This is a genomic window from Paenibacillus aquistagni, from assembly GCF_900177815.1.
Lineage (GTDB): Bacteria > Bacillota > Bacilli > Paenibacillales > Paenibacillaceae > Paenibacillus_B > Paenibacillus_B aquistagni.
The window spans coordinates 102,766-125,918 of record NZ_FXAZ01000008.1 but is presented as its reverse complement, the minus strand read 5'-3'; the positions used below and the strand labels follow the sequence as shown (position 1 = coordinate 125,918).

Here is a 23,153-nt window from a genome sequence, read left to right as displayed (position 1 = left end):
TGTCAGGATGAAGCTAGAATGTGGTTAGGCTTCACCCCTGTTGTTGCTTCTTCGTTGGAGCGGCAGAAGCTAAAGAAGATGAGATCGATGTCTTCATACTTCTCCGCTTTCTTTTACTAGCTGTAGATCTGTGAGAGTTGAAGCAGCTTCTGTACGATTCTATCCTCTTTTTCCTCCTGCTCTCCATCCATAGCGATTGCTTCAGAAGCATAAGAGACGAGCTTGTCATGATGGCCGATCATGACCGCATGCTTGGCATGCTGAAACATCGTGATATCATTGGCATCGTTGCCAAAGGCAATATAGGTCTTCTCTTGGACACCTAGCTGCTGCAAGCCGCTCCACTTATGAATGCCAGCGGGACTAATATCCAGCACCCCTTCCTTGCCATGGGAGTGGACGATCACATTCAGGGTGCTTAAACGTTCCTCCAGACGCTCCATATCGGATGAGGTTACGATTAGGAGTTTAATCAGTGGCTGCAATTCCTCGATCGTGATGTTGGCTGCTCGTTGTTCAGGATCAAGATTCTGAACAATCGGATGGTCTAAGGGGCCTGTATAGGCGTAATTCCATTTGCCGTCTGCTAGATAGGTCGCGTTGAAGCATGCAATAAGTTCAAGGAGCTGCAGCCGTTCTTGATCCTTAAAATGAACGGTAGAGCTAATGACGCCAGCTTGTGCCACGATAGAGCCATTGCCTCCGATCATGGGATAAGCATGGAAAGCTTTATCGATGACAGGCAGCAAGTCGCGAATCGGTCTTGCAGAAGCGAAGATAACTTCGTGCCCTGCTGCGGTTAAGGCGGCTATTGCATCTGTTAGCTTTGCAGGTACGGGCTTTCCTTGAAAGCAAATCGTTCCATCCAAATCAAAGACAAACTTCATGGTGCACCTCGAATATCGTTTTTCTTCTATCATACAAGGGTTGGGATATAATAGAAGGACATATGTCCTCGCTTTTCACTTTAACGAAATCAAACAGCCTGAGGTGTCCACATGGTTAATCCTATATCTAATGAAGTCAATGATCTTATAAAACGGTTTGGCATGGATCAATGGTTTGATCCTATCCGAGAAATTCCATTTAAGCTGTACTCCTACAGAGCGAATGAGGTTCTGTTCCATGAGGGAGATGAGATTCACACGCTGCTTTTTTTAGTTGAGGGCAAATTAAAGATCTCGACCAATCTGGTTACAGGCAAATCGCTGCTCCTTCGCTTCTGCAATCCTCCGTCTGTCATTGGCGATATTGAGTTCATCAGCCGGATATCCGTGAAGTCTCAAGTGGCTGCCGTTAGCGACTGTGTGCTGCTTGGACTTGATTTTGATTATCTACGCAAACATGAGATGAATAATGCCAAGCTGCTGCATTATCTGCTTTTGCATCTGAGTCACAAGCTGCAAACCTGTACAAGCCAAGCAAGTGTGAACCTGCTGTCGTCTGTTGAGAATCGATTTGCCAGTTATCTGCTGTCCACGATGCTGTCGGAGGCCTATACCCCCTTCACATCAGAGCTTCAAACCTCCAAGATTGGCGAAATCGCAGGCCTGCTGGGTACCACCCATCGGCATCTTAACCGAACGATACAAGGACTTTGCCAAGAGGGCATTCTGGAGAGGGGGAAGGATTATATTCGAGTGCTGGACTGGACTCGCCTGCAAGAAATGTCTAATGGAATCTTATTTGAATAGCGATGGAAAAAGAGCATACACTCGTTACCTTGAATAAACAGCTGCCTTCTTGGTCATTCATAGAAGACAGCTGTTTTTGCATGAATAGGAACATATTCCTTGTTCGTACCTGCGTCTTTCTCCTCGATGAAGCCGTCTATTAAGAGTAGACCATTATAAATGGAGTGGTGAACTGTAGGTTTGGCATTAGGCATTTAGCGAGAAGAAGGATTGAATGTGTTCAGGAGGTACGCAGTCGTATGGATCACTTAGAGCTAGTCAATAAAGCTATCGATGGGGATGAGGACAGCTTTGCTCTGCTCATTCAAGAGCGAAGAGAGCATATCTATCGGATGGCATTCACTTATGTAAACAATCAGGATGATGCCTTGGAAATCGTGCAAGAAACCGTATATCGCGCATTTATTTCCGTGCACAAGTTAAAGCAAGCACAGTATTTTAATACTTGGCTGACCAAGATTGGCGTAAACTGCGCCATAGATTATCTCCGCAAAAAGAAAAAGGTCGTGTATGTAGAACAGGTGCAAGAAGCAAGTTATGTGCAGCATTCAAGAGAAGACAAGATGGTGCTCTATGAAGCGCTTGGTCAGCTTGATGAGAAATCCAAAACCGTGCTGATGCTGAGATATTTTGAAGACCGATCAATCAAGGATATTGCTGATTTGCTTGATACTCCTGTCAGTACAGTGAAGTCCATCATATACCGGGGGTTGGAAAAATTAAAACTAAATCTCGGGGAGCGTGAATTACTTGAATAAGGAGATTCATCCATTGAAACAAGCCTATTATGATATTGAGATTCCTAAAGAGCTTGCTCAAGCAGTACAATCAGGTATGGAGAGAGGCAGGATTCAGCGCAAACGCATGAGAACGATAAAGCGCTGGACCACTCGAATCGGCGTAAGTACTGCCGTTCTCTTTATTTTGCTTACCTTAACCGTGAATACGATGCCGGCCTTTGCGAGCAGCCTGAAGAGCATTCCGGGGATTGGCAAGCTCGTGCAGGTGCTGCAATTTCATAATGGAAGCGCAAGCGGGGGTTCTCTGCAAGGAGCAGCTAACATTCGTCATATTCAGTTGGAAAAAGAAGGCGCTCAAGAGAGTGTCATTCTTCATTTCTCGGAGGGAAGCAAGCCTCAAAAGACAGCAAGTTTATTTCATGTGAAGATCTCATCATACCCCAGCATGATGACCTTCTCCATGGATGCAAGAAGATTTACAGCCATAGATGAACTGAAGATGCTTGAGCAAAGCCAATACATTGAAGATGCGTATCAGATCATATCCATGGATGATTCGCTTATTCGCTTCAATGTAGTATTTAATGAAGCTGTAAAGTATGAGATTAAGGAGTATGAAGAGCCTGCACAGGTGGTCATTACGCTTCAGCCCATGTCTACTGCTGATCTAACTCAGAAGCCGTCAATGTATTCTCTTAGGACAGTATCCGCTCCATACGGGGAGTCACAAGGGTTATTCGAAGAAGTGCTGTCCGATCGTGAGGGAAAGCGCATATTGAAGGATGAAGAAGGGATGTTTCTCGTAGAAGCGGGATTGTTTCATACTAGGGCTGAAGCCGAAAAGAGCTTGCAGGACATAGAGGAGCAGCTGGGCATGGCTAAGCAATTTGTCATTGAGGAGCGAGCTTTCTCTCAGGTTCCAGCCACCATTATGGCGAGCGAGAACTGAAAAAGTAAAGGAAGCAAAACTAGGAAAACCATGAAAAAGCAGTCGAGAAGACGAACTTCCCGACTGCTTTTTGTTACGTGAATCCCTAAGCTTCGTGACATAGCAGAAAGAATAGAACACATGAAATGCCTTTCTTGGCTCTGCTGCCTATCCACCATAAACACTGTATGCAAAGTGGTACATGACATCCGTTTTGCTGGCTGTAGGCTGGTCGGATACCTGAACAAGAATTCCGCTTAAGTCATAGTAATGGGTGAAGCTGATTGGACCAGGCAAATATTCAGCGATGCTGCCGGTTGAAGGAGGAAGCTGGAGCGTAATCGTAAATTGTCCATTCTGATCACTATATGCAGAGCCTGTACGAGTCCGGTTGCCGCTTTGCTCTGTCCAGTTCTCGTTTAACCAGAGAAGATCAACCTTGGCATTGGCTACAGGATAATTATCTGAGGTAGCGACTACGCCTTGGACAGTGAGCCAGTTTTTCTGAATCCGGAATTTGCGACCATATTGATAAGTCGGATAATCATTAGAGCCTCCGCCAGAATTATAGCTCACGTTCATCAGCTTATCGGCTCGCAAGACAGGTCTCATTGCCAAAGTATAGTTGGTGTCATCCGCTTGTCCAGTCGTATATACTCGGATGTAGTAGGTGCCTGTTCCGAGCGGTATATTGTTGTTGCCTGTGGATGTGATGAGCTTCATCTTATTACCAGCAAGCACACCATACACTTCTACTTTATACCCCTTGCTTGCCGATGTCTGATCTAAAGAAAAGTTCATCGCATCATAGTTGCGATCAGCAGGCACGGTAAGCGCATACCAATCATTATCTACTGTGGAGTTGATGGAGCGGCTGTTTAAGGAAGAGCCTCCAGTCGCTACTGTAATCGCATAGGCATGGAAGGCGCTCTCATCGGTTTCAAAGGCATCATAGCTTGCGCTCTTAGCTACCGTTACATAGAACGGATCGTTAATACTAGCGCCTTGCTTGGCGTATACCTCAATAAGGTACGCTTTAGCTCCAGTGGTCGTATTCTTCGTTCCTACATGCTCGGTAAGCGTCTTCGTTCCGTCGCTGTATGCATTTAAGTATGTTCCATAGATGGAGTAGTCTATCGGAGTCGTAATAAGGTCGCCGGTAGCCATGTCAAATTCATACAAATAGAGATCATAATCTAGCTGCGCTGAGCCAGGAGGTGTCAGTTGAACTTGAAGAGCATGTCCGGGATCGACGTATATTGGATATAACAGCGATGACTCTCCTTCATTCGTGATGACGCCTGAGTACGTATCCGTCGTGACAGTTGATGGCACAGCTGAAGCAAAAGATGCTTGATGAATGGAGAAGGAGCTGACTTGTGATTGGTCTTCCAGTTGAATGGAGCGGGTAAGAGCACGCGTGTTGGATGTGTTTAGTGCAAGGTCTTCAGGTGATCGTGACAGATTGTGAATGACCTCCTCTTCAGGCTGTAACACAGGTGCATCAATCGTGCTTATGGCGTCTGTCGTTGTCAAATCTGACAGACTCAGTGAACCGCCTTTTTGTTCTTCTGCTGCAGCGACGCTCACTTGCATGAGGAGCATAATCGCCAGACATGCCTGCAATACCTTAAAGCATTTTCTCTTCATCCCATATTACCCCTCTCATCTATAGTAGAGACAGGATGCCTATCTTGCTCATGTCTCTATCATATAAGACGTAAGTCGACTCGTTTATCTAACGAATAATTTTTATAGAGGCCATGCTTTTGTAAAAGATTGACGAAGCTTCTTGCGAGCTCGTGCGAGTCTTTGGCTAATGATCTGCTCTGTCAATTGAAGTTCCTGAGCGATTTCCTTATATGATTTGTCCTCGAAATAATGCAGTTTTATTAGATTTTGATCTTGGGGGCGCAGCTTGCTTAAGGAGAGAAGAAGAGATTCATTGCGAAGCTTATTCTCAATGAATTGAGAGACATCTGAATATTCACACGAGGCAGAAAAATCGTTATCTGGGGTCGTATTCGCGTGCAAAGGGATCATAGAACGATGTTTGCGGCTTCGTCTGAGATAGTCAAACGCTTGGTGCTTGGCAATTTGCCTGAACCAGCTCGTAAGGGCCGCTTCATGCCGCAAGCGGTTCATATTCATGAGTGCCTTTAGAAAGGCTTCTTGTATGACATCTTCTGCGATCCAGGGATCTTGTAAAATGCGATAAACATCGGGATATACGAGCTTATAGTAGGTCTGATACATAGACATTGCGTGTGGAATCCGCTCATTGGAATGAGAAGATGGGGGGCTGAGCAGCAAATTGTGGATCGTGCTCTACCTCCTTTCATGGAAAGGGAGTATTAGGGTGTAGGTTTAGCTGGCTGATCGCAGGCAGTAGCGGAGAACAGGTGTTGCAACCGTGGAGTTCATCGAGAGTATACTACACAATCTATCATTATAGTATTATATTTCTATAATCTTCTAAAAATATACATATATCAAAGTTAGGTTCTTGTTATACGATTACCCAGCGGTCAAGCATGGGGGTGCTGGTTCAACAGATAGGCTGCTCTTACTGCGGACAGAATAGCACCTTCAATCCAGCCATGGATAAGACTAGCATGCTCTCCTGCAAAATACACACGTCCTTCCGGCTGTACAATATAGGGATACAGCTCAGTATCCTGCCTAGGCTCGAAGGCGGTGAAGGCTCCCATGGAATAAGGATTTTTCCCCCAGCAGAAGGAGGTTCCAGTGATGTATTCGTAATACACCTGTTCACCGTGTAGTTCCTTTAACCCTTCTAACGCAAAGTAGATTCGATCCTCCTCGCTTAAACTGTCCCATACCAAGGCTTCGTCTGCCCAAGTGTAGCTGGCTATGACAATAGCTGATTCAGCAGATCCAAGATTGTCGCTTGGGTAATAACTAAAGCGAATGGGGATGTCGGTGACGGAACGGCCACCAAGCATGCCAGAGCGTTCCCAGAAACGGCTTTTGAATTCCAAGGCAATCTTGGTGGCTGAGAAATAATTCAATTTGCGTATAGCCTTATGCTTGTTGGAAGAGAACGCGTCATAGGGCTTGATTTTAACAAATCGCAGCGTAGAGAAGGGAATCGTGATGAGTGTATAATCCGCGGTAAAGCGCTGTGGTGCTTTGGTCCATTGATGAATGGAATGGACAACATGATAATTGGGCATTACATGCAGCTCAGTCATCCGTTGATGAAAGTGGATATGATCTTGCAATTGCGGCAAAAAGGCTTTTGGCAGAAGATCCATGCCGCCTTCGATGGAGAAGTATTTGGAGGGCTGAGCGTAAAAAATGCGAATGACATCAACGAGAGACATACCCATGAACACTTCAAGATCCTGCAGGACACCGATCATATCAACGGCCCCGGGTGATAAATGAAGATTGAGCCAATTCCCCAATGAATAATCTTTATACTCTTCCTCAACAATATGCCAGTTCTGATCGGGATTTTGTCTTACAAATTCAAGAATCGGATTCAGCACGGCGATAATCAGTTCCTCGGCGGTCTGATCCTGCTCTTCTGGAGCGACAGGATATCTAAGTATGCTTGGCAGCTGCTCATAGATAAGCTTCCTTGTCATCACTTTATTCGTATAATAGAGATCTCCAGGCGTGCTAGTGAAGAACGGATGGAGGGACAGTCCGAATTTCCTCACATATTCGAGAGCTAAGGTATGGTTGTCTGGTAGCCGCATCGCCCCGGCGTTGAAGTAGAGGCCCTCTCGAAACGGAGGGTTGCGAATCGTGTAGACACGTCCACCAACTCGGTCATTGGCTTCTATTATCGTAATCTGATGTCCAGCGGATTGAAGCAGAGAGGCGGCAACGAGACCAGACATGCCTGCACCAATGACTAAGATCGACTTCGGATACGAGGCGGGGGGAAGTCCTTCGCGGATAATCTGAACCATTTGTTCTGTTGATAATGGTTCATAGACATGCTCAGCCATAGACATGCTCCCTTACATACGTATTGCTTGATTTATATTCATCATCCTGACTGTCTATGTGATCTTTCTGGATAGGCATGGTCTAGTTGGTGACAGTGACGAAGAGGGTGGGGGAGGTAGGCTTTGAATGAACACAAAAAGAAACGCCACCTATCTGAAGACAGGCGGCGCTACATCATACAACTTCTACAACCTGATCCTTGCAATCTCTCACAAGGAACATACGCGGTGTGAAGCCGCTGGAGTAATGGCTGCTAGATGCTGCGATTTGCAATATAATCCGGACGGGGCTGCTGGCCGGAGAATGGTTCCGCAAGCTTATTCTCAACGCTGTTATAGACCATAAACACATTGCTTCTTGGATACGGCGAGATGTTGCTGCCTGATCCATGCATGATATTGCAGTCGAAGAGGAGCACAGAGCCGGCTTTGCCGATCGGCATCTGTATGCCGCCTTCGTCCGCAAGCTTTGTAAGGCTGTCTGGGTCAGGTACGCCATACTCCTGCTTGCGCAGCGAGTCTTTGTAATGGTTCTCAGGCGTCGCTCCGACACAGGAGACGAAGGACTTGTGCGACCCGGGAATGACCATGAGCGCACCATTGAAATGGTTGTTGTCTTCAAGCGCAATCGAGCAGCTTAGTGCACGCATAAGCGGCATTCCATCCTCAACATGCCAAGTCTCAAAGTCGGAGTGCCAATAGAATTCTTTACCGGTGAACCCTGGCTTGAAGTTGATTCTGGACTGGTGAATGTATGTTTTGGAACCCAGCAGATACTCCATGATGGAAGTCAGCTTCTCGTGTTTGGCAAGCGCCTTGAAGATCGCATTGTTGTCATGCACCGCGAAGATAGAACGCACCTCGTGGCTCTCTGGCTCACGAATGACGTGTTCGGACTCCTGTTCCTTGTAATAGCTTTGCAGTTGCTTAAGCTCTTGCTTCCATGCCTGAACTTCTTCCTCTGTGAAATATTCCTCTAGGAACAGATAGCCATTTTTCTCATAAAATTCGGTCTGCTCTTTTGTCAGCGGACTCGATTCTGTCCATGAACTGTAGACCACAGGGTCTTTACGGTCCTCAATACTTGGCTTCGCAGCTATTCGAGATGGATACACATCGTTCACCTTGTTGACAATGTTCGCTTCCGTTTTCATTTGCAATGACCTCTCTTTCATAGAAATGGGATTTTTCCTGCAGCTGATCTTCATTCACTGGAATCTGGAATCATGGAGTGAGGGGACATCATCGATTCAACTAAGGGTGCATGAAGCTGCTACGAGCTTAATCTTCGATGAGAGGGTATACTCCTTCCGGATCATGAACTTCTCTTCCTGTTAACGGCGGGTTGAATACACACACCATCCGCATCTGGCTCTTTGCACGCAGCAAGTGCTTCTCGTGTCCATCAAGAGCGTATAAGGTTCCCGGCCGAATCGGGTACGTTTCCCCGTCAACAACCTCAATCTCTCCTTCGCCTTCTACGCAGTACACGGCTTCGACATGGTTGCGATACCAGATCGATGTCTCGGTGCCTGCCTTAATTAATGTATCGTGCATAGAGAAACCCATCCCATCTTTCTTAAGCAGCAAGCGACGGGAGTTCCATGTGCTTGTATCAATATCGTCTTCGGTATTCACAATGTGGTCCAGATGCTTTACGATCATGGTTCATATCCTCCTTGTGCATGAATAAGTGAATGGTTGTTGTGAATCATATGGAACGGCTAGGCGTGTACCGACACTTTTCCCTTCGCCGCAGCAGGGCTGAACATCGCTTGGAGCGCTTCTTCAATCCTCTCAAGTCCTTCATGCAGAAGCTTCTCCTCAATAGTAAGCGGCGGCATGATCTTCGCCACCTCATCACGAGGGCCGGAAGTCTCCATAATGACACCGCGCTCGAAGGCTTCAGCGCTAAGCTTGCCGGCATGAGACGGTTCAACAAAGGCTAAGCCTTGGATAAATCCTTTGCCGCGTACTTCTTGAATCTCTTTCGGATACGTCTTGGCCATGCGTGCAAGAAAATCATGGAGAATCTTTGATTTTTTTGAGATTTGACTCGTAAAATCAGGATCGGACCAGTAAGTCAAGGCTTCGCTTGCAGCCACGAATCCGAGATTGTTGCCGCGGAAGGTGCCGTTGTGCTCTCCAGGCTCCCATTGATCATACTTTGGCTTGATCAAGGTCAAGGCCATAGGCAGGCCATAGCCGCCAATGGATTTGGACAAGCAGATCAGATCAGGCTCGATTTTTGCGTCCTCGAAGCTGAAGAAGCTTCCCGTGCGTCCGCAGCCCATCTGCACATCATCGACAATAAGCAGCATGTCATGCTTGCGGCAGATCTTCTCAATGCTTTGAAGCCATGCTTGGCTTGCGGAGTTCAGCCCGCCTTCGCCCTGCAGCGTTTCGAGAAGGACGGCAGCCGGTTTATCGATGCCGCTGCCTGGATCATCGAGCATCTTCTCAAGCATAGCCGCTGTATCGATGGATGAGCCGAAGTATTGGTCATAAGGCATAAAGGTGGTGTTGCCTAAAGTGACGCCTGCACCTTTGCGTTTAAAGGAGTTGCCTGTCGCAGATAAAGAGCCGAGGGACATGCCGTGAAAAGCATTTGTAAAGCAGATGATATTGGTGCGACCTGTTACTTTGCGGGCAATTTTAAGGGCGCTCTCCACAGCATTAGTGCCTGTAGGGCCAGGGAACATGACCTTATAAGACATGCTGCGCGGCTTAAGGATGAGGTTGTTGAACTGAAGCAGGAAGCGCTCTTTAGCTTCGGTCGCCATGTCCAAGCTGTGGGTGACGCCGTCTTCCAGCAAATATTGAACGAGCTTTTCGCGAATGCGAGGATTATTGTGCCCATAGTTCAGTGCGCCAGCGCCAGCAAAGAAATCGATATATGCTTTATGATGTTTATCCCATAAAAGGGCATTGCTTGCTTTGTTAAATACGGTTTGGAAGCTGCGGCAATAGCTTCTTACCTCAGACTCCATTTGATTAAATACGTCCAACTTGGGTTGTTTCATAGCAGTTTGCTTCAATAGAATGGCCTCCTCGTTAATCGTTTTTGGTGAACGCTTCGAACGGCTTATCTTCTATGACAGCAATGGCCCGATGCGATATAATAACTCGGCATCGTGCGGAGTATCGGAAGGGAACCAATCGGGTTCAAAATGATTGGTTAACGAGCAGGTTGTGCCAAGCTCATCTGCGAGGCGAAGGAAGAGCTGAGAGGAAGCGGTATTATCTGGTCCAATTGTCGCTTCCACATAACTCGCATCAGCATTCTCCTCCCGCTGAAGCACGCTCTTTAAGAGCTGCTTGCCAATTCCTTGACCACGGTATACGGGATCAATGCCAATTTGCCAAATAAATAAAGTGTCCAATTGCATTGGCTTTCTATAGCCAGTTACAAAGCCTACCAGTGTATCTTCCACACAGGCTACAGCGCTTGTGCCTGCAAACATTTCACATGTCATGAGATAGGCATAAGGTGAATTCAGATCAAGTGATCCTGAATGCTTGACGAGCTTCCATACCGCAGCTCCATCCTGAGCTGTAGGTTTGCGTATTGTTAATTTACGAGTACATGAATTCATGATTTCTCCTTTCAAGGGCATAGCCAGCGGACTCAACCCTTGTGCCCCCCCAATGCAGCTAGCGAAATCGCTTGAGAAATGACTGGAGCCTTTCACTTTCTGGTTGTTCAAAAATCGCTTCTGGCGAGCCCTGCTCCACGATGCGGCCCTCTGCACCGAAAATAACGCGATCCGCTATATCCCTTGCGAAGTCCATCTCATGGGTAATCAGCATCATCGCCATATCGCTGTCGATGGCGATTTCCTTGATCACCTCAAGCACTTCTCCAACAAGCTCGGGGTCGAGCGCTGAAGTAACCTCGTCGAAGACCATGACTTTTGGCTGCATGACGAGTGCTCTTGCGATAGCCACGCGCTGCTTCTGCCCGCCTGACAAGCGTGAAGGATACTCACCAAGCTTATCTTGAAGTCCTACCTTTGTGAGCATCTCGACAGCACGCTGATAGGCTTCCTCCTTGGACAGCCCCAGCACTGACATCGGAGCCAAGGTGACATTGCGGAGCACGCTAAGATGAGGAAACAAATTGAAATGCTGAAATACCATGCCAATCTTCTGGCGCATCCTTCGAAGATGCTTCTCATTTGCCCGAACGAGCTTGCCAGAAGAGGTCTTCATCTGCCACAGCGGCTCACCATCAATAAGAATGGTTCCGGTCGTAGGCTCTTCTAAGGTCATGAGCATACGCCCCAACGTTGTCTTTCCGGAGCCGCTCGGGCCGATGAGGGCCATTTTTTCTCCTGGATATAGAGCTAAATCAATGCCTTTAATGACTTCAAGATCACCAAAGGTCTTGGTAACACCCTGATATTGTACGATTGGCTCCCCGGTAAGCGGTGAAACCACTTCTTCTCTTGGGAGCGTCATGACCGACTTTGTTTCTGCTGTTGGTTCACTCATTGGCGAATCCCTCCTTTAGGCGGTATGACGTCGGTTAAGCCGTTTCTCAAGCCTTGCCATGCCAAAGGACAGGAGTAGGCTGATGACCAGGAATAGGATTCCCGTAATGGTGTAAGGCTCGAATACGCGATACGATACAGAAGCTGTATTTTTTGCGGTCAGCAGCAGTTCGACCAACGTAATGGCGGACAAGGTCGGTGTTTCTTTTAAAATGACAATGAGGTAATTGCCCATGATCGGAATAATCGGCGGCACTGCCTGCGGCAGAATGATGCTAAACCATGTGCGAACAGGGGATAAATCGAGTGCTGTTGCTGCTTCCCACTGTCCTTTAGGAACAGCATCAATGCCTGAGCGGTATACCTCTGACAAATACGTGGCGTAATGAAGTCCTAGACCGATTACACCTGTGGTAAAGGCGGATAGCGATATCGGCAGAATCATCGGCAGGCTGTAATATAAAAAGAACAGCTGTACAAGCAAGGGCGTACTTCGAATAAAGTTGACGATCCCCTGCAGACCGAGCCGAAGAACTGCAAACCTTGAACGTCTGCCAAGCGCAATGAGAATGCCTAGAATGGAAGCCAATACAAAGCCGGCTAGCGTAGCTCCAATCGTAACGAGCAGCGCATTCAGCAGTGTAGGCAGAATCTCAGCTGCGTAACTCCAATTCCACATTGTGTGATCACCTCCATGCCGTAAACTTGCGCTCTAAGATTCGCATCGTAATTGAGATTGAGGAGGATAACACAAAATAAATCCCAAGCAGCAAGGCAAAAATATAAGGTGTGTAGCTGTAGTAATTATTGCGGATAATCATCGCCTCATAGGTGAGGTCTGACAGCGTAATGAAGTACACGAGCGAGGTTGATTTCAACAGTTCAATCAACAGATTGCTCATGGGAGGAATCATTCGGGCGACCGCCTGAGGAATGATGATCTTCCACGTTCTCTCTGTCGGCGTTAGATTGAGTGCCAAGGATGCTTCATACTGTCCCTTCGGAACAGCGAAGATAGCACTTCGAACAATCTCTGCGCCATAGGCGCCGATATTCAGTCCAATCGCGAGTACCCCTGCCCACAGCTTAGACAGCTCCACACCGACAAAGGGGAGGGCAAAATATACCCAGAACAAGAGAACAAGCAGCGAGCAAGCGCGGAACAGCTCGATGTAGGTTCGACTTGCGATTCGTATGATGATGATAGGTGATGTGCTTCCTAAGCCAGCAAGGGCTGACAAGCACAGGGCTACTGCAATGGACAGCAGCGCGATCTTGATCGTGATGAGTGTTCCTTCCCCTAAGAGCGGCAGCCAATCCAGCCAAGGCACACTCATGTTAGCTTCCGCAAAGTTCGGCTGTCGTGATATCTCCTGGAAGCTCCTGCTCCGTAAAGCCGAATTGCTGTAGAATCTCAAGCAGCTCGCCAGATTCTTTCATCTTCTCCAGCTCTTCGTTAAAAGCATCGCGAAGCGAGGTATCTTCCATACGGAAGGCGGTTGCTCCATAGCCGCGAACACTCTTTCCATCCACGATCGGCTGCTCAAAGTCCATCACACGCTCAAGGGAATCATCACCAGCAGCAGCTAGTCGCGATTGAAGCGACGGGCCTGTCATCGTAATGGCATCGGCTCGGTCGGATTGCAATGCGCTGATTGCTGCATCCTGATCCGGCACGATGACCATTTGTTTATCCGTAACGCCAGATGCTTTTAAATATTCGATCTCTACCGCACCAGCCATGACAGCGATCTTCGCATCCTTATTGTCAGCTATCGAAGCATAGCTGTTCAGCTTTAGCGGATTGCCCTTCTTGACGGCAATGCCTTCTCCAATGCTGTACTCCGGATTAGCGAAGAGGACGGCTTCGCAGCGGTCTTCACGAATAAACATGCCAGCTGTAATTAGATCAAAGCGCTTCGCCTGAAGACCAGCAATCAAAGATGAGAATTCAGTTAGCTCTCCTCTTAACTCGTTGATTCCAAGCCGCTTAAGAATGACTCTTGCAATCTCGACGGCTTCACCAGTAAGTTCACCGTCTGCTGTTTTGTACGCGTAGGGGTTCTCATTCGCAAAGCCTACGGTGACATAGCCTTGAGCTTTCAGCTTTGCCAGCGTGTCTTCTTCTCGACTTTGCTCCACATTAGAATTATCTCCTGCATTGCTGCTGTTTCCGCTAGAGCTTTGCTGCGTGCATGCACTCAAGATAAGAATTGGCAGCAGCAGAAGGATCACCCAACTTCGTCTCACTCATTCCCACAACCTTTCTTTTGTTTGCTACACCTAATAGGCTACCATCAATTGGATAGGAGGTCATTTCCAGTATACTGGGATTATTCCGCATATTTATGGATATTTTTGGAGCAGGGGAGGTCACTGGCAGGGTCCAACCTTTTCCTTCCATATCCTGCGAGATGGTCGAGTATGATCAGGTTTACAGATGATGCAGGTGTATGATATATAAATTAACCTTATATATTGCGCTGTGGATCTTGCCATGTTCATATCCCTCTTTTTTGAAAGCACTTGTATCGTCCACTTGAAAAAGCAGTTGTGAGTCGGGCTTTGCAACGGAGTGATATCGTTAGACGATATTCGACACAGAACGTAGGGTAAGGAAGGAAAAAGCTGATATAGCAAAAGTATTGTCTAGAAATGTCTTCATGCAATCGTGTACTTAGAAGAGATGGAAGTTCCCATATCACCCTTATAGAGAGATCGCTGCAGCTTCAATAATCGTTAGCAAACCCTAAGGAGGTCAAGATGATGATTGGACATGGAGATGATTTATCAGGCATTGGATATCTATAAGATTAATTAATAAATGAGATTAATGATTAGGTTGTTAAATAACAAGGTGATGTAAAATGTAGGAAAAATTAAGCTCGTTTACGCAAAAGTCCTAGCAAGTTTCCCTTGGAGTTAAAGCTATGGGGAAGAGGAGCCTTCTCGGCAGGCAGCATTTTGAAGGCAGAATAGAGGTTAGCGGCGAGGAGCAGCTTCTTTGAATAAATATAATCATGCATAGTGGCCTTTGAGCGTCTGTATGCTTTCAGGGCATCCTTCTTATATGTATCGATATAAGATGAACCAATTGATCATAGTCTCGGATAAAGGAAGTATTGAATGATGTACTCATCTGTCAGGCTATTGAGCAACGATGAAGTGGAGTATTTCTTTACAAAGCAGCATCATGCAGGTAGTATGAAATCAAATACGAATAGAATATAAATAGATGTTGATCTACTAGGGGGGCCCATGCTTGGGCTGAGAGAGAGGCAGAAAGCCGCTTGACCCTTTGGACCTGATCTGGCTAATACCAGCGTAGGAAAGTAGGAGCGCATTCTTCGGAGTGTACAGCGGTGATATAAGCCAGATCCAATGAAGGATTTGGCTTTTTTAGTATCATAAACCCTTATTAGGAGGCTGACTATGAATTACACAATGATTGGACAATGCTTGGAGCAAGTAAGAGAAATGAAGCCCTTGGTGCACAATATTACAAATGTCGTGGTTACAAACTTTACGGCGAATGGATTGCTGGCGCTAGGTGTGTCTCCCGTGATGGCATATGCTCCAGAAGAGGTTTATGATATGGCGAAAATGGCAGGCGCGTTAGTGCTCAATATTGGCACACTGACTGATGCCGAAGTGCGTTCCATGCTGATTGCAGGTCGGGCTGCCAATGAACATGGCGTTCCGATCATTCTTGATCCTGTTGGAGCAGGGGCGACAGCTTATCGTACGGAAACGGCCCAAATGCTGCTTAAGGAACTAGATATTTCCATTGTAAGAGGCAACCCCGCCGAGATCGCAAATGTCATGGGCGAGACGTGGGAAATCAAGGGTGTAGATGCGGGAACGGTAACAGGGGATTCTGCTGCACTTGCAACTCAAGCGGCTACAGCATGGGGAGCGACCGTTGTGGCTACAGGCAAGGAAGACATTATTAGTGATGGAACATCGACATATGTGGTTCAAAATGGTCATGAGATGCTGACGCGTGTCACGGGCGCAGGCTGCCTGCTTTCGTCGATTGTTGGGGCCTTTGCAGCTGTAGGGAGCGAGCCTGTCAAGGCGAGTGCTGCGGCTGTATGCACGTATGGCGTCGCAGCAGAGAAGGCGGCCCGAATCGCGGCATCGCATGGCCCAGGCGCATTTCAGATCGAGCTGCTGAATCAGCTGTATCAGATTACGGCAAGGGATGTTGAGAATCAAGGGCGTGTGAAGCAGCTCTCTTAGAACATTGCCACATACTTGCAAAAGGTAATTTCAAGTTTTGGCACACGGCAGGGTTTCGACAAAGCATGGGCCTGATCGATTAGCATCGCTATTTATCTTCAAGGAAGTGAGCTTTACGATGACGACGAATCGAGTATATAAAGCTTTAACAATCGCTGGATCGGACAGCGGAGGAGGAGCAGGCATACAAGCTGACCTGAAGACTTTTCAGGAGCTTGGTGTATTTGGAATGTCGGCTCTCACGGCCATAACCGCACAGAATACGCTCGGTGTGCAAGCGGTGTATCCAATGTCGACAGAGGCAGTGGCGGAGCAGCTCCGATCAATTGGCGAAGATATAGGAACTGATGCGGTCAAGACAGGAATGCTGTTCAATGCAGAGATCATTGAAGCGGTGGCTGCTCAGATTCGGTATTATCGATGGCCAAACGTGGTCATTGACCCGGTGATGATTGCAAAAGGAGGAGCCTCGCTATTGCAGCAGGAGGCGGTGCAGGCGCTGCTCACGGAGCTGCTTCCGCTAGCCGCCGTTATTACCCCGAACATTCTCGAAGCAGAAGTGTTGACGGGACTTACGATTCGGTCCTTCGAGGATAAACAAGAAGCAGCGCGCAAATTAGCGGCGTATGGCGCTAAAGCGGTCATCATCAAAGGGGGCCACGAAGCTGACCCTGTGGAGGCTGTAGACCTCTTATATGATGGCATAAGCTTCGATACCTTTATTGGCACGCGCATCAAGACGAAGAACACGCATGGCACGGGATGCACGTATTCTTCTGCGATTGCGGCTGAGCTGGCTAAGGGCAGCCGCTTGCTGGAGGCGGTGCAGACAGCGAAGCAGTATATCCAGGCTGCTATCGAAGAGCAGCTGGAGATTGGGCACGGACATGGCCCGACAAACCATTGGGCCTATCAGCGCAGGCTAAGGCATCAGGAGCAAGGAGGGGTTCGGACAGTATGACACGCATTGCTCAAGAAGATTTGCGACGACAGCTGCAGGCTTACCTCGTTATGGGGAGTGCGAACTGCGCCGCAGATCCCGTTTATGTGCTGGAGGAAGCCATTCGAGGCGGCATCACGATGTTCCAATATCGAGAGAAAGGCGAAGGCGCCTGCCAGGGAGCTGACAGGCTAGCGCTTGGCAAAGCGCTTAGAGCCATCTGCCGGTCGCATGGCATTCCTTTTATTGTCAATGATGATGTAGAGCTTGCTCTCTTGCTTGAAGCGGATGGCGTTCATGTCGGGCAGGAGGATGAGCTTGCTGCAGATGTGCGGAAGAGAATAGGACATCTTATCTTAGGTGTATCTGCGCACACCGTTGAGGAAGTCGAACGAGCTATACAAGATGGAGCGGATTATCTTGGGCTTGGTCCGATCTATCCGACGAGCACGAAGCTTGATGCCCGTCCTGTCCAAGGGCTAGAGCTTATTCGCAAGCTGAGGATGCAAGGCATCACGATTCCGCTTGTAGGCATAGGCGGGATTACTCCGTACAATGCCGGTCCCGTTATTGAAGCGGGAGCAGACGGTGTTGCTGTTGTATCTGCGATAACGCAGGCTGCACCTGTAAGTGAAGCGGCAGCTCTATTGAAAGAGCAAGCGGGGGCAAGGGCGAATAGATGAGCTTGAAATCATTCATCGAAGCTCTTTGCTGCAATTTGAATATGACCTGGAGCAGCAGTCTTTATGATTGCTGCTTCATAGAAAGCGTGTGAATGACGGAGCAGGAAGCTGCTCGTATTCGGCACGCTTTTTCTTTGTGATTTCAACACGCTTTACCTGAACAACATTACGATGAAATCATGATCATGACTCATACAATTTTCGAAATTGATTGGGCGTCATTCCAGTCTGCTTATGAAAGGTTGCGATGAAATGGCTTTGATCCTTGAATCCTACTGCCGCAGCGATTTCTTTGTTCGTCATCTCAAGCTGCAGCGTGAGGAGATCTTTAGCCTTCTGCATGCGGATCTGTATGAGATAGGCGTAAGGGCTGCTTCCAACCGCGTTGCGAAACAAGGTTGTTAGCCTTTGAGGAGTGAGATGAAGCCTTGATGACATATCTGCAAGGGATAAGGAGGGATCGCTGTAATGCTGATCAAGCCATGCCAATAGCGCTGTAATACGGTGCAGATTGACGATTGCTGATACGCTGGAAGCGGCGGCCCCATGCTTTTTTAATAATATTAAAAACTGATAAAGATCAGGTGAGCGGTCAGCGCCCGAATAGTTGGTTACGTTCTTCGCTGTGGCGATCATATGGTCAAGTGAAGACAGCAGGGCAGCAGGCTGCTCAATCCGATAGAGGCTTGGATGATAGAGCTCTAAGGCATTCAAAATATGCTTCGCGAGTGAACCGCCAAAGGTGACAAAAATGGTGGACCATCTTGGGGTTATCGGTTGATAGTCATGCGGTGAATAGGGAGGGAGCAGAATGCCTTGGGAGGGCATAAGCTCAACAGAACGGCCTGCATATTCGAATCGTCCGCAGCCTTCCACAGTTTGCAGCCAGTGATATTCTGGATAGCCGCTGTTTCTATGTATCGCGGACTGATGAGTCAAATATCCGACGCTTTCGATATAAAGAGGAAGCTTGCGATCCTCTTCTGTAACGATAATATGCGTTCTGAAGTGTTCTCTCATATGAGCTCCCCCTAATTTCGTTTTCTCATATATAACATAGGAGCAAGACGATGTTATAGCAATATTAATTTCACAATGGACATTCAGATTATTATATAAAAGGCGTGCATTCTTGGATGTTCTTGCGCGGTTCGTCCCCTATATACTGTAGTTGGCTGTTGATTGGAACTGGATATGGATAATCAAATCAACTAAAGCAGAAGAGTTCAAGCGGGAGGGGAGCACATGCAGGAAGGAATGGGCAAGCAAGGACGGATCGATTGGAGCATGAATGCCGAGTGGCGATTTTTTAGAGGGGATATGGAGGGGGCAGACCAGCCGCAATTCGAGGACAGCGCTTGGGAGGTTGTCCATTTGCCTCATACGGTTCGCGTGGAGTCGGCAATGTGCAGCGGGGGCGTCAATTATCAAGGTGTGGCCTGGTACCGCCGCCATTTTAATATCGAACCAGAATCAATTGGAAACAAGCTCTTTATTGAATTTGAAGGTGCGAAGCACACGGCAGAAGTATGGGTGAACGGGGTGCATATGGTATCGCATTATGGTGGATACCTGCCTTTTTCGATAGATATAACGGATGTTGTGGTTGCGGATGAGGATAATGTTATGGCGGTTCGACTCGACAATTCCGATGCTATCGACATTCCACCTGGCAAGCCTCAGTCAGAGCTGGATTTTTGCTATTTTGGAGGTCTGTACCGTAATGTGTGGCTCCATCAGATGGAGCGGCTCTATATTACAGATGCTGTTCATGCTGATCAGGTTGCAGGAGGCGGTCTATTTGTAACGTATCCTGAAGTAACCAAAGAACATGCCTGCATCCATATTCAGACTCATGTTCAAAATGATTATGATCATCCTAAAGAGGTCTCGCTAAAAGCTATTCTAATCGATCATGCAGGATTGGAGATTGCCGCTTCTTGGAGCGATGCGCAGTTTATAGCCGGCTGTGCAGCTTCAGTTTATCTTCAAGCGCTTGATGTACAAGAGCCCAAGCTGTGGCACCCCGATCATCCTTATTTGTATACGCTTCTGTGCGAGGTATGGGGAGAAGGAAGGCGGCTTGATCGAGTTCAAATCAAGATAGGGATACGTGCTATTTCGTTTACCGCTGAAGGCTTTGCGATTAATGGAGAGCACCTTGTCCTTAATGGAGCGAACCGACATCAAGAATATGTGTACGTGGGCGAAGCGCTGCCGGATACGATGCATCGAAGAGACGCGATTAAGCTGAAGGAAGCGGGCTTCAACTTTATTCGCACAGGACATTACCCACAGTCCAACGCTTTTATGAATGCCTGTGATGAGCTTGGATTAATGTGCGTGGTACCGATACCAGGCTGGCAGTGGTTTAGAGACAATCAGACGTTCAAAGACAGATCTTATCAGAATGTTCGCGAGATGATTCGAAGAGATCGCAACCATCCATGCGTGATTTTCTGGGAGCCTATATTGAATGAGACATACTATAACGAGGAATATGCGAAGAATACCTATCTCATCACTCATGAAGAATATCCTGGCGATTCATGCTATGCGGCCTGTGATTCTCACAGCCAAGGCGCTCAATATTACGATATCGCATATGGTCATGTGGACACTGTGATTCAAGAGAATAAGCCTCTATTCATTCGGGAATATGGGGATAACTATCGAGAGCAATATGGTCCTCAAAAAACGCAAAATCGCTGCAGCCGCGGCAATAACAGCTTCTATCATGGTGGTGAAAGAGCGATGCTTCGATCTGCGCTAGAGCGCTTATCTTATATTGACCAATACTATGGCAGCAGCAGATTGTCTGGCTTTGCGTTATGGACGGGGATCGACCACAACCGGGGATACATCGACAATATGGCGGCTACAGGTGTGTTCGATGTTTATCGAATTCCTAAGTATGCCTATTATATGTACAGCAGCCAGCGGGATCCGAATACGTTCATATCTGGTATTAACAATGAGCCCGTTTTATTTATTGCCAGCGAGTGGAACGATTGCAGAGTAGAACAGATTGTCGTATTTAGCAATTGCGACAGTGTATCCTTATATTTGAATGGGGAACTGCTGGGTACAAATAAGCCGGATACAGCTTATGCCCACGTTCCTCATCCGCCTTTTATCTTCCGTGGGGTTAAGTATATTCCGGGAGAGCTTCGAGCAGAAGGCTCGATCGGAGGCAGGGCAGTCGCCACTCATACGATCCGTACTGCGGAAGAGGCGACTCAATTGAGCCTTGTAGCTGACTACTGCGGGCTCCATCTCGTGGCAGATGGCGCGGATCTTGTGATGATCCATGCTTATGTCTTGGATCAGAATGGCATGCTGGCAACGAAGGATGAACGTGCAATTGCGTTTCAAGTGAAAGGGGCCGGCCGTATCGTGGGAGATCAGGACCTAAGGGTAGGGGCGAATCCGATAGCTGCCGAAGCAGGGGCAATAGGCGTATTGATTCAATCTACCACCGAGGCAGGGGACATTATCGTCACAGCTTCTGCTGAAGGGTTAGCATCGGCTTCTGTAAGACTAACCTCAATTGCGGATTCAAAGAAGCATGTAAGGGGTCCAGTTCAGCAGCCGCCAGCTGTGAAGCCTGTATATCAAGCGGATCGAGTTCAACGCTATGTGTCTGTCAACCGGAAGGACTTCAATCTTGCATATTGCAAGCCGGTAACAGCCAGCTCACAGCAAAAAAATGCTCCTGCTTCCTCGGCTACAGATGGGAAGCTCAACTCGAAGTGGAAGCCTTCTGAAATGTCCATGCCGCAGTGGATAACGATAGATTTGGAGGATCACTATGATCTTACGGGCTGTAAGGTGGATTGGGAGAGCGACCATGTTCAGTATGTGTATCGAGTGGACGTGTCGAATGATGGAAGCGAGTGGATGGAAATGCTTCAAAGAGCAGGTACGGGCCAGGATGTAAGGCCGGATACCTTCTTGGCAGGGGCAATACGCTATGTACGGATCACCATCCTTCATGTCACCTCAGGCACAGCGGGAATCTATTCAATTGCCGCATATGGAACGAAGGCAGGGGAAGGGCGATAATAGAGCTATACAGAGGTTAAGCAGCGGCTGACCTGTGCGTGGACAACAAGAGGTCCTGCTCTTGCGTATAACTGATACAAAGGGAAACAACAAAGTATATGAAAGGATAAGAAGTGCATTGAAGCATGAATTGTTCTATAAAGAACCTAAGAGTCTACTGAACAAAGGAACGGGGTTCCTAACTGGCTACACGCATTCCTTGAATCCTTATGGAGGATGCAGCTTCGGCTGTTCCTTCTGTTACGTCAGGCAGATGCCGATCCAGCTCTTTCGCAAGCAGGAATGGGGTTCTTGGGTTGATGTGAAGCAAGGAGCGTCAGCGATCTTTGAAAAAGAGCTTCGAAAGGCAAAGAGCAAAGAGCCGGTTACGATCTTCATGTCCTCCAGCACAGACCCTTATCAGCCTGCGGAATATAAGGAGAAAGTGACTAGGACCCTGTTGGAGGCAATGGTGAATCATCCGCCGGACTTTGTCCTTGTGCAGACCAGAAGTCCGCTCGTCACGCGGGATATTGATTTGCTCTTGCAGTTAAAGGAGAGAGTTCGCGTCAGCATGACGGTCGAAACGGATCGCGAAGAGATTAGAAAGCAGTTTACCCCGGATGCGCCGCCAATTGGCGGGCGGATTCGCGCTCTCTCTAAGCTAAGGGAGGCTGGTATAAGCACGCAAGCGACGATAGCACCTGTTCTTCCAAGCTCAGAACAGTTTCCTGAGCTGCTAGCTCGGGTTGTAGATCGCATATGCATCGACGATTACTATATGGGAGACGGCAGCGGCGGCAAGCGGACGTCTCGGATGGGACTCCGCGCGAAGTATGAGGAGCTCGGGCTGTTGGATTGGTATCATCCAGCTGCTTATCAGGTCGTGTATGAACGGATGAGAACGGCTTTTGCAGAGGATAAGATCGGAATAAGCCAGAATGGCTTTATGCCATAGCGGATATTGGGCGTGCGCAGCGAAGATCATGAATATCTATCATGATGACAAGGGACATGAGTGTTGGGTTTGTCATTGGCTAAGCGAGTGTGAAACATGCTTTCTGCATACACGTAATAAAGAGCAGTCTTCCAATCGAAGGCTGCTCTTTCGCCTGCTAGACAGCTTTCGCTTATGCGAGTGATCAAGGAACTTGAGCATGAAGCGCAGTTTATTATTGCAACACACTCTTTCCGGGTGCGCAATTCTTGAATTTTGATGCTTCTCCTATCCATGAGATTCGCTATGAGGATACGCTGCATTACGTGCTGACAAGACGCTTTCTATAAAATCGCGATATGGTACTGTGTGAATTGTTTGAAGAAGAAGAGTAGTAGAAATCATCGCAGGGATTACCTGAAATTTACTGTTAGATTAATAGATATAGTATACAATCTAGCTAGTATAA

Annotated in this window: 21 protein-coding genes, 1 pseudogene and 1 riboswitch; of the genes and pseudogenes, 9 read left to right on the top strand and 13 right to left on the bottom strand. The window is 47.7% G+C overall.

Translation table 11 applies throughout. The features are described 5' to 3' along the window. Positions 1-116: 116 nt before the first annotated feature. Complete coding sequence (locus B9Y93_RS21740; RefSeq protein ID WP_085498220.1) at positions 117-887, bottom strand: HAD-IIB family hydrolase; 771 nt, start codon at positions 885-887, stop codon at positions 117-119. A 111-nt stretch (positions 888-998) separates the two neighbouring features. Between B9Y93_RS21740 and B9Y93_RS21735 the strand changes: the two genes are divergently transcribed. The 3 genes from B9Y93_RS21735 to B9Y93_RS21725 all read left to right on the top strand — a co-directional run bounded on the left by B9Y93_RS21735 (position 999) and on the right by B9Y93_RS21725 (position 3,383). Continuing rightward, positions 999-1,694, top strand: a complete 696-nt coding sequence (locus tag B9Y93_RS21735; RefSeq protein ID WP_085498219.1) for a Crp/Fnr family transcriptional regulator — start codon at positions 999-1,001, stop codon at positions 1,692-1,694. Between the two features lie 239 nt (positions 1,695-1,933). Beyond that, entirely contained in the window at positions 1,934-2,452 is a 519-nt protein-coding gene (locus tag B9Y93_RS21730; RefSeq protein ID WP_085498217.1) for a sigma-70 family RNA polymerase sigma factor, read from the top strand. Between the two features lie 13 nt (positions 2,453-2,465). Then, a complete protein-coding gene (locus B9Y93_RS21725; protein ID WP_139829204.1) occupies positions 2,466-3,383 on the top strand; it encodes a DUF4179 domain-containing protein in 918 nt (305 codons plus the stop codon). Between the two features lie 147 nt (positions 3,384-3,530). Here B9Y93_RS21725 and B9Y93_RS21720 read toward each other — a convergent pair whose 3' ends face one another. From B9Y93_RS21720 to ehuB, 11 genes are all read right to left on the bottom strand, one after another. Next, positions 3,531-5,012, bottom strand: a complete 1,482-nt coding sequence (locus B9Y93_RS21720; protein ID WP_085498213.1) for a hypothetical protein — start codon at positions 5,010-5,012, stop codon at positions 3,531-3,533. A gap of 102 nt (positions 5,013-5,114) precedes the next feature. Then, complete coding sequence (locus B9Y93_RS21715; RefSeq protein WP_139829203.1) at positions 5,115-5,624, bottom strand: RNA polymerase sigma factor; 510 nt, start codon at positions 5,622-5,624, stop codon at positions 5,115-5,117. 266 nt (positions 5,625-5,890) lie between these two features. Then, the gene (locus B9Y93_RS21710) at positions 5,891-7,345 is read right to left on the bottom strand and encodes a flavin monoamine oxidase family protein (protein WP_240968206.1); all 1,455 of its coding nucleotides are present in this window, start codon (positions 7,343-7,345) and stop codon (positions 5,891-5,893) included. 254 nt (positions 7,346-7,599) lie between these two features. After that, positions 7,600-8,499 (bottom strand): ectoine hydroxylase, encoded by a 900-nt coding sequence (gene thpD, locus B9Y93_RS21705; RefSeq protein ID WP_085498208.1) that lies wholly within the window; start codon positions 8,497-8,499, stop codon positions 7,600-7,602. Positions 8,500-8,626: 127 nt separating this feature from the next. Then, positions 8,627-9,010 carry an ectoine synthase gene (locus B9Y93_RS21700; RefSeq protein WP_085498206.1) on the bottom strand — a complete coding sequence of 128 codons (384 nt, stop codon included), beginning with the start codon at positions 9,008-9,010 and terminating at the stop codon, positions 8,627-8,629. Positions 9,011-9,069: 59 nt separating this feature from the next. Beyond that, entirely contained in the window at positions 9,070-10,368 is a 1,299-nt protein-coding gene (gene ectB, locus B9Y93_RS21695) for a diaminobutyrate--2-oxoglutarate transaminase (protein ID WP_085498366.1), read from the bottom strand. A 69-nt stretch (positions 10,369-10,437) separates the two neighbouring features. Further along, entirely contained in the window at positions 10,438-10,941 is a 504-nt protein-coding gene (gene ectA, locus B9Y93_RS21690; protein WP_085498364.1) for a diaminobutyrate acetyltransferase, read from the bottom strand. A gap of 58 nt (positions 10,942-10,999) precedes the next feature. Then, positions 11,000-11,806 carry an ectoine/hydroxyectoine ABC transporter ATP-binding protein EhuA gene (gene ehuA / locus B9Y93_RS21685; RefSeq protein WP_280522910.1) on the bottom strand — a complete coding sequence of 269 codons (807 nt, stop codon included), beginning with the start codon at positions 11,804-11,806 and terminating at the stop codon, positions 11,000-11,002. A 48-nt stretch (positions 11,807-11,854) separates the two neighbouring features. After that, complete coding sequence (gene ehuD / locus B9Y93_RS21680) at positions 11,855-12,517, bottom strand: ectoine/hydroxyectoine ABC transporter permease subunit EhuD (RefSeq protein ID WP_085498202.1); 663 nt, start codon at positions 12,515-12,517, stop codon at positions 11,855-11,857. A gap of 7 nt (positions 12,518-12,524) precedes the next feature. Continuing rightward, a complete protein-coding gene (ehuC, locus tag B9Y93_RS21675) occupies positions 12,525-13,175 on the bottom strand; it encodes an ectoine/hydroxyectoine ABC transporter permease subunit EhuC (RefSeq protein WP_085498200.1) in 651 nt (216 codons plus the stop codon). A gap of 1 nt (position 13,176) precedes the next feature. Then, positions 13,177-14,088, bottom strand: coding sequence for an ectoine/hydroxyectoine ABC transporter substrate-binding protein EhuB (ehuB, locus tag B9Y93_RS21670; RefSeq protein WP_085498198.1), 912 nt, complete (start codon positions 14,086-14,088; stop codon positions 13,177-13,179). Positions 14,089-15,076: 988 nt separating this feature from the next. After that, positions 15,077-15,186: riboswitch (TPP riboswitch) on the top strand. An 84-nt stretch (positions 15,187-15,270) separates the two neighbouring features. Here ehuB and thiM point away from each other — a divergent pair. The 3 genes from thiM to thiE all read left to right on the top strand — a co-directional run bounded on the left by thiM (position 15,271) and on the right by thiE (position 17,703). Then, on the top strand, positions 15,271-16,080 hold the full coding sequence (gene thiM / locus B9Y93_RS21665; protein WP_085498197.1) for a hydroxyethylthiazole kinase: 810 nt from the start codon (positions 15,271-15,273) through the stop codon (positions 16,078-16,080). A gap of 118 nt (positions 16,081-16,198) precedes the next feature. Then, entirely contained in the window at positions 16,199-17,041 is an 843-nt protein-coding gene (gene thiD, locus B9Y93_RS21660; protein ID WP_085498194.1) for a bifunctional hydroxymethylpyrimidine kinase/phosphomethylpyrimidine kinase, read from the top strand. Continuing rightward, on the top strand, positions 17,038-17,703 hold the full coding sequence (thiE, locus tag B9Y93_RS21655) for a thiamine phosphate synthase (protein WP_085498192.1): 666 nt from the start codon (positions 17,038-17,040) through the stop codon (positions 17,701-17,703). Before thiD ends, thiE begins: the two co-directional genes overlap by 4 nt. A gap of 183 nt (positions 17,704-17,886) precedes the next feature. On the opposite strand, the gene B9Y93_RS21650 is transcribed toward thiE, so the two are convergent. Continuing rightward, positions 17,887-18,723 carry a helix-turn-helix domain-containing protein gene (locus tag B9Y93_RS21650; RefSeq protein ID WP_085498189.1) on the bottom strand — a complete coding sequence of 279 codons (837 nt, stop codon included), beginning with the start codon at positions 18,721-18,723 and terminating at the stop codon, positions 17,887-17,889. A 225-nt stretch (positions 18,724-18,948) separates the two neighbouring features. On the opposite strand from B9Y93_RS21650, the gene B9Y93_RS21645 reads away from it, so the two are divergent. From B9Y93_RS21645 to B9Y93_RS24985, 3 genes and pseudogenes are all read left to right on the top strand, one after another. Beyond that, positions 18,949-21,768: a glycoside hydrolase family 2 TIM barrel-domain containing protein gene (locus B9Y93_RS21645; RefSeq protein ID WP_085498187.1), complete on the top strand. Its 2,820-nt coding sequence runs from the start codon at positions 18,949-18,951 to the stop codon at positions 21,766-21,768. Positions 21,769-21,886: 118 nt separating this feature from the next. Further along, positions 21,887-22,705, top strand: coding sequence for an SPL family radical SAM protein (locus B9Y93_RS21640; RefSeq protein ID WP_085498362.1), 819 nt, complete (start codon positions 21,887-21,889; stop codon positions 22,703-22,705). Between the two features lie 132 nt (positions 22,706-22,837). After that, positions 22,838-23,034 (top strand): annotated as a pseudogene (locus B9Y93_RS24985) (AAA family ATPase); the annotation flags it as partial. Positions 23,035-23,153: the final 119 nt, after the last annotated feature.